General features: G+C 69.5%; 6 protein-coding genes. 3 read left to right on the forward strand and 3 right to left on the reverse strand.

What is annotated here, in order from left to right:
• Positions 1-767 precede the first annotated feature (767 nt).
• The 3 genes from AB0389_RS37470 (at position 768) to AB0389_RS37480 (ending at position 3,036) form a co-directional block, all read left to right on the forward strand.
• Positions 768-1,031, forward strand: coding sequence for a hypothetical protein (locus tag AB0389_RS37470; RefSeq protein ID WP_366400068.1), 264 nt, complete (start codon positions 768-770; stop codon positions 1,029-1,031).
• A gap of 9 nt (positions 1,032-1,040) precedes the next feature.
• A complete protein-coding gene (locus AB0389_RS37475) occupies positions 1,041-1,820 on the forward strand; it encodes a helix-turn-helix transcriptional regulator (protein ID WP_366400069.1) in 780 nt (259 codons plus the stop codon).
• Between the two features lie 604 nt (positions 1,821-2,424).
• A complete protein-coding gene (locus tag AB0389_RS37480) occupies positions 2,425-3,036 on the forward strand; it encodes a hypothetical protein (RefSeq protein WP_366400070.1) in 612 nt (203 codons plus the stop codon).
• Positions 3,037-3,170: 134 nt separating this feature from the next.
• Here AB0389_RS37480 and AB0389_RS37485 read toward each other — a convergent pair whose 3' ends face one another.
• The 3 genes from AB0389_RS37485 to AB0389_RS37495 all read right to left on the reverse strand — a co-directional run bounded on the left by AB0389_RS37485 (position 3,171) and on the right by AB0389_RS37495 (position 5,933).
• The gene (locus AB0389_RS37485; protein WP_366400073.1) at positions 3,171-4,433 is read right to left on the reverse strand and encodes a hypothetical protein; all 1,263 of its coding nucleotides are present in this window, start codon (positions 4,431-4,433) and stop codon (positions 3,171-3,173) included.
• A 154-nt stretch (positions 4,434-4,587) separates the two neighbouring features.
• Positions 4,588-4,947, reverse strand: coding sequence for a hypothetical protein (locus AB0389_RS37490; protein WP_366400071.1), 360 nt, complete (start codon positions 4,945-4,947; stop codon positions 4,588-4,590).
• Positions 4,947-5,933, reverse strand: coding sequence for an AAA family ATPase (locus tag AB0389_RS37495; RefSeq protein WP_366400072.1), 987 nt, complete (start codon positions 5,931-5,933; stop codon positions 4,947-4,949). The genes AB0389_RS37490 and AB0389_RS37495 overlap by 1 nt, the downstream gene beginning before the upstream one ends.
• Between the last annotated feature and the right edge of the window lie 566 nt (positions 5,934-6,499).

Raw genomic sequence — 6,499 nt, forward strand, 5'->3', positions numbered from 1 at the left:
CCATGCGGGTGCTGGGCGAGAACCACCCAATGACAGGAACCGTCCGAAGCAATCTCGCTCACGCCGTCGCCGATCGCGATGGCGGCGAAACCGGGAAGTCCTGACCCTGTGTCATAAGCATGGGGGCAGTCCACGCTGGTGAAGGGCGCAACCGGTCGGTAGAGGGGGCGGGAGCCTCTTCCTCAACTGTCGCTGGTGCTGAATCCTCGTCGTCGCCGTCGTCCATCAGTCCTGGTAGCAAAAAGCCGGCGCCATGACGGCACCAACTCTCGGCTGGTCTTACGCTGCAACGCAAGACCGCTTAGTCCCTGTTCGGCATTCGGTTGGAGCCAGCAGCAAATCAGGGCAGGGCCCGCCCAACTCGGAGCAAGTCCTGAAGCCGGGATGGTTGCAGTGACCTCGGACATCGTGCAACCGCGATTGGGGCAAGCGCGCATCAATCGATTCACTACCACGGCTCACTGACAGCGGTCATGTTATCTATTGCGCCCGCAGACATGCAGGTCAACGGTGGTCACTCAGAGCGATGCTGGCTGAACGTCATTTTCTCCGCATAGACGGTCCGTCTATTTCGACGGGGACAGTGACGCATCAATGCCACTCGGCTGGCGCGCTACGTCACGGTTCCCGCTCCACTCCCTGACACCATCTTGTCCACGCACCACACCGAGAGCGGCTGCAACTGCTCCGTGGTCCGTACCTGGTTGGAGTCAGCATCAAGCGTCCGGCGGCCGGTGGGCCCGCCGGACCCGAAACAGGGAAGCCCTATGCCCAAGCCCCGTCCCGTTCCCTGCGTGGAGAGCGGTGCCCCGTTCCACCGGCGCCTGAGCGGCGCCGAAGCCGTCGTCATCATTGTGATCATCGCTATGGCCGCCGCTCTGGTCACGGTCGTAGGAATGCCCTTGGCCATGGCGCTGCAGTTGATCACTGGCGCGGGTTTGGCCGCCGTTCTACTGGTCGGACTGGTCACCGGCTTCCCCATACGGGCGGTCCGCACCATGCTGCGCGCGCTACTCGCCCCTGCAGCGTGAGGATCAGTCATGTGTCGCACCGAGAAAACGATCACGACTGACAACAAGGCGCTCCGCGATCTCGCCGAATGGTTGCGCGAACAGCGTGCGCGCACCGGACAGAGCTACCGGGCCGTATCCGTACGGGCCGGCCGCCACGCGACGACTCTGCAGCGGGCCGCCTCCGGAAACAGCGTTCCCAAGCTCCAGACCGTGCTCGACTACACCCGGGCATGCGATGCCTCTCCCGATGAGGCGCGCCGCCTGTGGCGGCTGGCCCGGCACGAGCAGACCCGCCGCACTCGGGGCAGCCGCGCCCGCCCCGCCCCTCGCCCGAAGTACATTCGCGACTTGACCGAGCTCAGCGCCGCGCTCCAGGACCTGTACGAGAAAGCGGGCTCCCCCGCCTTGCGCACCATGGAGCAGCGCGCGGGCCAGTACGGCGTGCTACCACGTAGTACCGCGCACCGTATCGTGATGAAGCAGGCAATTCCGCGCAGCCCAAGCCAGTTCCGAGCCTTCCTGAAAGCGTGCGAGGTCCCGGAAGCTGACGCGCCAAACTGGGAAGCTGCTTGGACACGCGCGTGGCGTCATGAAAAGCAGGACGACGTCGGCGCCTCGGCGACGGCAAACGAGGAACCGTGGTTCATCTCGGTGAACCTGCCGATGGATATCGCGGACACGACGGAGTCCGAACCCGCGAAGCGTGTCTTGTCTGCTCTCGGGGAGCTGGAGGACCAGGACATGGTCCGGCGGCTTTTCCCCACTCAGGCCAAACGCCACCAAGTGGTGCGGCGGTCCCGAATCTAGCGGGCGTATGTGCAACGCGAGCTGCGCTTCGCCACCACAGAGCCAGCAGCAGAACCCGACGCGCTGTTCTGGCCAGGCCCGCCAATGGCCGGGCCAGAACAGGGGTGTTGGGTCCAACAGGTCTAAAGAGGGGTGAGGCGGACTGTTCGGTCCAGCGCGCAGCAGTTCCGGATTGAGCAGGCTGCGGGGCCGAGCGCGGCGAGCTGGCTCTGGTGCTCAATGTCGATCCGCCACGCATCGCGCAGGACAACGCCGGGCCTCGTCACTGGTGGCGCGCCCGGCCGCCCGCACCACTTTTCGTTACGTGACAATCCGGTGCGTCGCCGGGTAGCCTCTGAAGCCAGGATCGTTACGTTACGAACCGGAGGCGGATATGGCGCTGTGTGAAATCTGCGGCAGCGAGATGGTTCAGGGCCGGGCCAGGGCGCGGCGGACCTGTAGCGCCGCCTGCCGTCAGGCGGTGCACCGTAGGCGGCGGGCCAGGGAGCTTGAGGCGCTCCGGGCCGCAGCCGCACCGCCGGCGCCGACGCCGCCGACGGAAGCCCGGCTGCGTGACGCGGCTGGAGAGGGGCCGGGTGCACGGATCCGGGCCCTGGGGGCCGAAGTGGCCGAGCTGGTGGAGTCGGCCGCCCGCCGGGCCGAACAGGGCTGGGACACCCGCGAGATCGCGCCGGGCATGACTCCGGTTCTCCCCGAGGAATTCGCGTACGCCCTGGCGCACCGCACCCAGAAGCTCGTCGCCGAGATCCTCGCGAGCTCGGAACCGTCACGTAACAAACCGGTAGTCGGCGCCGCCCCAGTAGCCACTGAAGGTCCGAGCCCGGACCTCGATCCCGGTACGCCACGTAACGAACCGGTGGCCGCCGCCCCGGCCCGCGAACCCGCCGCGCCGGAGGTGTCACGTAACGAACCGGCCCACCCCCGGAACATGTCGGCGAAGAAGGCGCGCGAGTTCACCGCCGGGGCCCGTCTGGTCAGCCGGGACCGCGAAACGCACAGCTACGACCTCATCACCGGCGACGGGACGGTGATCGGGCACGTCGAGCCCAGCTACAAGGCCGGGCGCCGCAGCGGCTGGACCGGCTGGGCGGCGGGGGTCGGCCGGGCCTCCGGCCAGCAGGCCCGTTCCACCCGGGACGAGGCCGGAGTCGACGCCCTCGGGCAGTGGATCCGGATCGTCACCGCCAAGCCCCGCCGGGCCGTCACCGGGGGCTGAATCAAGGTTGCGAGCGGGCCGGGCGGCCCTGCCCGTACGCGCGGCGGCGCGATCGGTGCGTACGAAAGCGAAGGTCCCGCCCGCTCGCAACAGCGGGCGGGCGGGACCTATTGGGGGTGTTGGCCCTAACGGCTCTAAAGCGGTGCGAGGTGGGCGGCCCGGTCCAGCGCGCGCAGCAGCTCGGGTTCCCATCCGGCGCGCGGGGTGTCGTACGCGAGCAGGCCGGCGCCGCCGAGGACGTCGAGCTGGACCTGGTGCTCGACACCGATCCGCCACGCGTCGCGCAGGACGCGCCGGGCCTCGTCGCGGGCGGCGCGGCCGGTCGTCGCCGCGGACGGGGAGTCCGGCAGAGCGGCGAGCCGGCGGCCGGCCTTCGCCAGCTTCCCCATGTAGAGGGCCGCGACCTCGGCGTCCGGCCGGGGCGGTACGCGGTGGGCCTCGGGCACGGCGACGCCGCGGCGCAGCTGCTCCATGCGCTCGGGCAGCGGCTGCCAGCCTTCGGTCCCGGCCAGTTCGATGTTCACGCGGGTGACCGCCGCGGTGTAGGACCGTCCGGCGCCGCGCGGCTGCAGGGTGGTGCCGGCGGGCCGGTACCGGGGCCCGGCCTCTCCGACGACGCCGCCGTGGTTGCCGCGTACGGACACCCACAGAGCGTCGGCGGTGCCGGTGACGTCGACCATCAGCAGGCGGCGCACCAGGAACCAGCGCCGCAGTGCCGCCCGGGTGGAGCGGCGCAGCGGGTGGACCTCGGTCGAGACCGGGTCGTCGGGGCGGGCGTTCTGCGGCCGGCGGACGATACGGATCTCGTCCAGCGCGGGAGAGAGGTCCTCCAGGCGGATCGCGCACAGCTCGCCGACGCGGCTGCCGGTGTCCAGGGTGACCGAGGCCATGGCGAGCATCCGTACCCAGCGGGGGAATCCGCGGGTGAGCAGGCCGCCGTCGGCGGTCCAGCGGGTGCTGCGGCCGATGTGGTCGGCCACCGTCTGCAGGCTCTCGCGCATCCGCTCGCGGCGTACTACGTCGACGGGCTCCTTGCGGGGCTGCTCCTCCTGCACCCGCAGGAGGACAACCTCCAGGCCGAGTTCGCGCTGCAGCAGCGCCATCACGCCGGAGCGGACCATGGCCGTGGCCTCGGAGGTGGGCCGCTTGGCGCCCCGGTCGCGCAGGTCACCGGCGAGCGCCAGGCGCTCGTACGCCGCGAGCGAGTCGCGGGCGAAGACGTCCGCCAGGTCGTCACCGACGCCGAGCGGGTGGCCGGGGTGCTTGAGGGCGCGGACCAGCTCGCGGGCGTGGGCACGGATCTGCCGCGAGCGGGCCTCGGAGGGGGCTGCCCGGCATACGGCCTCGACCGCCTCCTGGAGTTCGGGCAGCTCGTCCAGAACATCGACCTTCGTCATCACGGCTCGACCGTAGTCACGTCCGGACGGCCACACGTACCGAACAGGGAATTAGACCCATTAGGACCAACAGATCCAACCGCCACTGACGTGCAACGCGAAGAACCCCGCCGGTTCGCTGGTTCGCTTCCGGCGGGGCCCTTACCGTGCTCGGTCAGCCGACGGGCGGGCCCGTCTTGAGCTTGGCGTGGGGCCTCGGCGGATAACGGCGGCCACCGTTGTGCTGCTCCTCCGCCTCCTCGACGGCGAGCTCGATCGCGGCCTCCACGAACGCCGAGAGGGAGAGCGGCGGCGTCTCCACGCCCGGGTCGCGCTGCAGGCCGACGACCGTGTTGCGCAGCCGGTCCAGCAGCTCGTTGTTCACGTACGCGGGCACCTTGCTCTTGCCGCCGGGGGTCTGGTTCCCGCCGCCGATCAGCTTGCCGAGGATGCCGCTGCCGCCGACGGTGCCGACGCTGCCCCTGTCCTTGGTCCCGGCGTCGCCGCCGGTTCCGATTCCACCGATCTTGGGCATCAGACAACTTCCTTCACAGGCAGGAGGAGGTGGGCGAGCTGGTCGTAGTCGCGCGCGGTGGTGGCCTGGGCCGCCAGCGCCCGCAGCGGCAGACCGTAGTCCGGCGCGGACGCGGCCTTCACGTTGCGGCGGGCGGGCGCGATCATCACGTCCGGGTAGTCGCGGCGCACCGTGGCGGCGATCTGCGCGGCGTGCTTGGACTGGCTCCAGTCCGTCAGGACGGCGGCGGCCACCACCAGGTCGGGGTTCTCCACGGCCTGGACGCTCGTGATCGTCTCCTGGAGGTCGACCAGGGCCTTCTTGTCGAGCCCGGAGACCTTCAGCGGCAGGATCACCTGGTCCGCCGCGACCAGCCCGTTGACGGACAGCTTCCCCAGGGAGGGCGGCGCGTCGATGATCGTGATGTCCACCGGCACCATCGAGCGGCGGATCGCCGCCCGCAGCATCCCGTCCCGCGCCGCCTTGCCGTCGAAGTTGACGAGCTCCAGGTCCTTGTAGCTCGGGACCAGGTAAAGCCCCTTCACGGCCGTCTCGTACGTCGCCTCGTCCAGCGGCTGGCGGCCGTAGAGGACATCGGCGAGGTTGTACCGCTCGTTCTCGGCGACGCCCTCGTAGTTCGGCGCGAGCCAGGCCCCGGTGATGGAGGCGTCCTGCGGGTCGGCGTCGATGATCCGGACGGTGTAGCCCATGGCGACCCACGCCGCCGCCAGTTCGACGGTGGTGGTCGTCTTGCCCGCGCCGCCCTTCTGGTTCACGCACACGTACGTGCGGTGGCCGGCGAACACGGCGGGGACCGCGCCGAGGACCGGCGGCACGAAGATCTGCGGCCGCGCGTCGGTGGCGTAGTTCAGCAGCTTCGCGATGGCCTCGTCGATCGCGGCCTGCGGCTCGTCCAGAAACGGGACCAGCCCGTCGACGCGCCACTCACGGACGACGTCCAGGCGCTCGATGGTGTCGGGCAGCGGACTCAGGACGGTCATGGACATGCGTTGCTCCTCATCGGCCCGGCTTTCGGCCCTCCCGTACGGTTCACGCCACTGACCGTACCGTCTGCGGAAGTCCCGGATGGGGCCCCGTACCGAACTGCCGCTTTCGAGGAAACCGCAGGACAGGGGATGTTCGACCTGTTGGCCCCAATGGATCTAGACCTGTTGGGCCCAACAGGCCCGACCGGCACCGGCCTTGCTACGCATCACGCATGCTCTGCAGAGCGTTCCAAAGACCCGGCGCACCGCGCGCTGCGGCGGCACTCGAACTCGACGCGCGCATACGGATATGGACGCCCCCGGGTGCCAACAGGGGCGGGGCTGCCTCCGCAACTGCCCCTTCAAAGACGACGGCGTCCACCACGCAATGCTCGGCATCGTCCGCATGCAAACTAGCCCTCGCCGGATAGACGAGCAGTCCGCACCACGGCCCACCACACCCGAGACCGTACAGAGATTATTTACTGGACGCTTAGAGGGTGTCTCACGTGGCTTGAGGGTTCGTACGGCATGATGTCTGTCGTGGGTGCTGATCTGTCGAAGCGTCTGGTTCCTGATGAACTCTG

It is taken from the genome of Streptomyces sp. NPDC093109 (assembly GCF_040701725.1).
Lineage (GTDB): Bacteria > Actinomycetota > Actinomycetes > Streptomycetales > Streptomycetaceae > Streptomyces.

Coding starts and splice junctions, on each gene's coding strand:
- AB0389_RS37470 (WP_366400068.1), top strand. CDS start 768: ATGCCCAAGCCCCGTCCCGTTCCCTGCGTGGAGAGCGGTGCCCCGTTC.
- AB0389_RS37475 (WP_366400069.1), top strand. CDS start 1,041: ATGTGTCGCACCGAGAAAACGATCACGACTGACAACAAGGCGCTCCGC.
- AB0389_RS37485 (WP_366400073.1), bottom strand. CDS start 4,433: ATGACGAAGGTCGATGTTCTGGACGAGCTGCCCGAACTCCAGGAGGCG.
- AB0389_RS37490 (WP_366400071.1), bottom strand. CDS start 4,947: ATGCCCAAGATCGGTGGAATCGGAACCGGCGGCGACGCCGGGACCAAG.
- AB0389_RS37495 (WP_366400072.1), bottom strand. CDS start 5,933: ATGTCCATGACCGTCCTGAGTCCGCTGCCCGACACCATCGAGCGCCTG.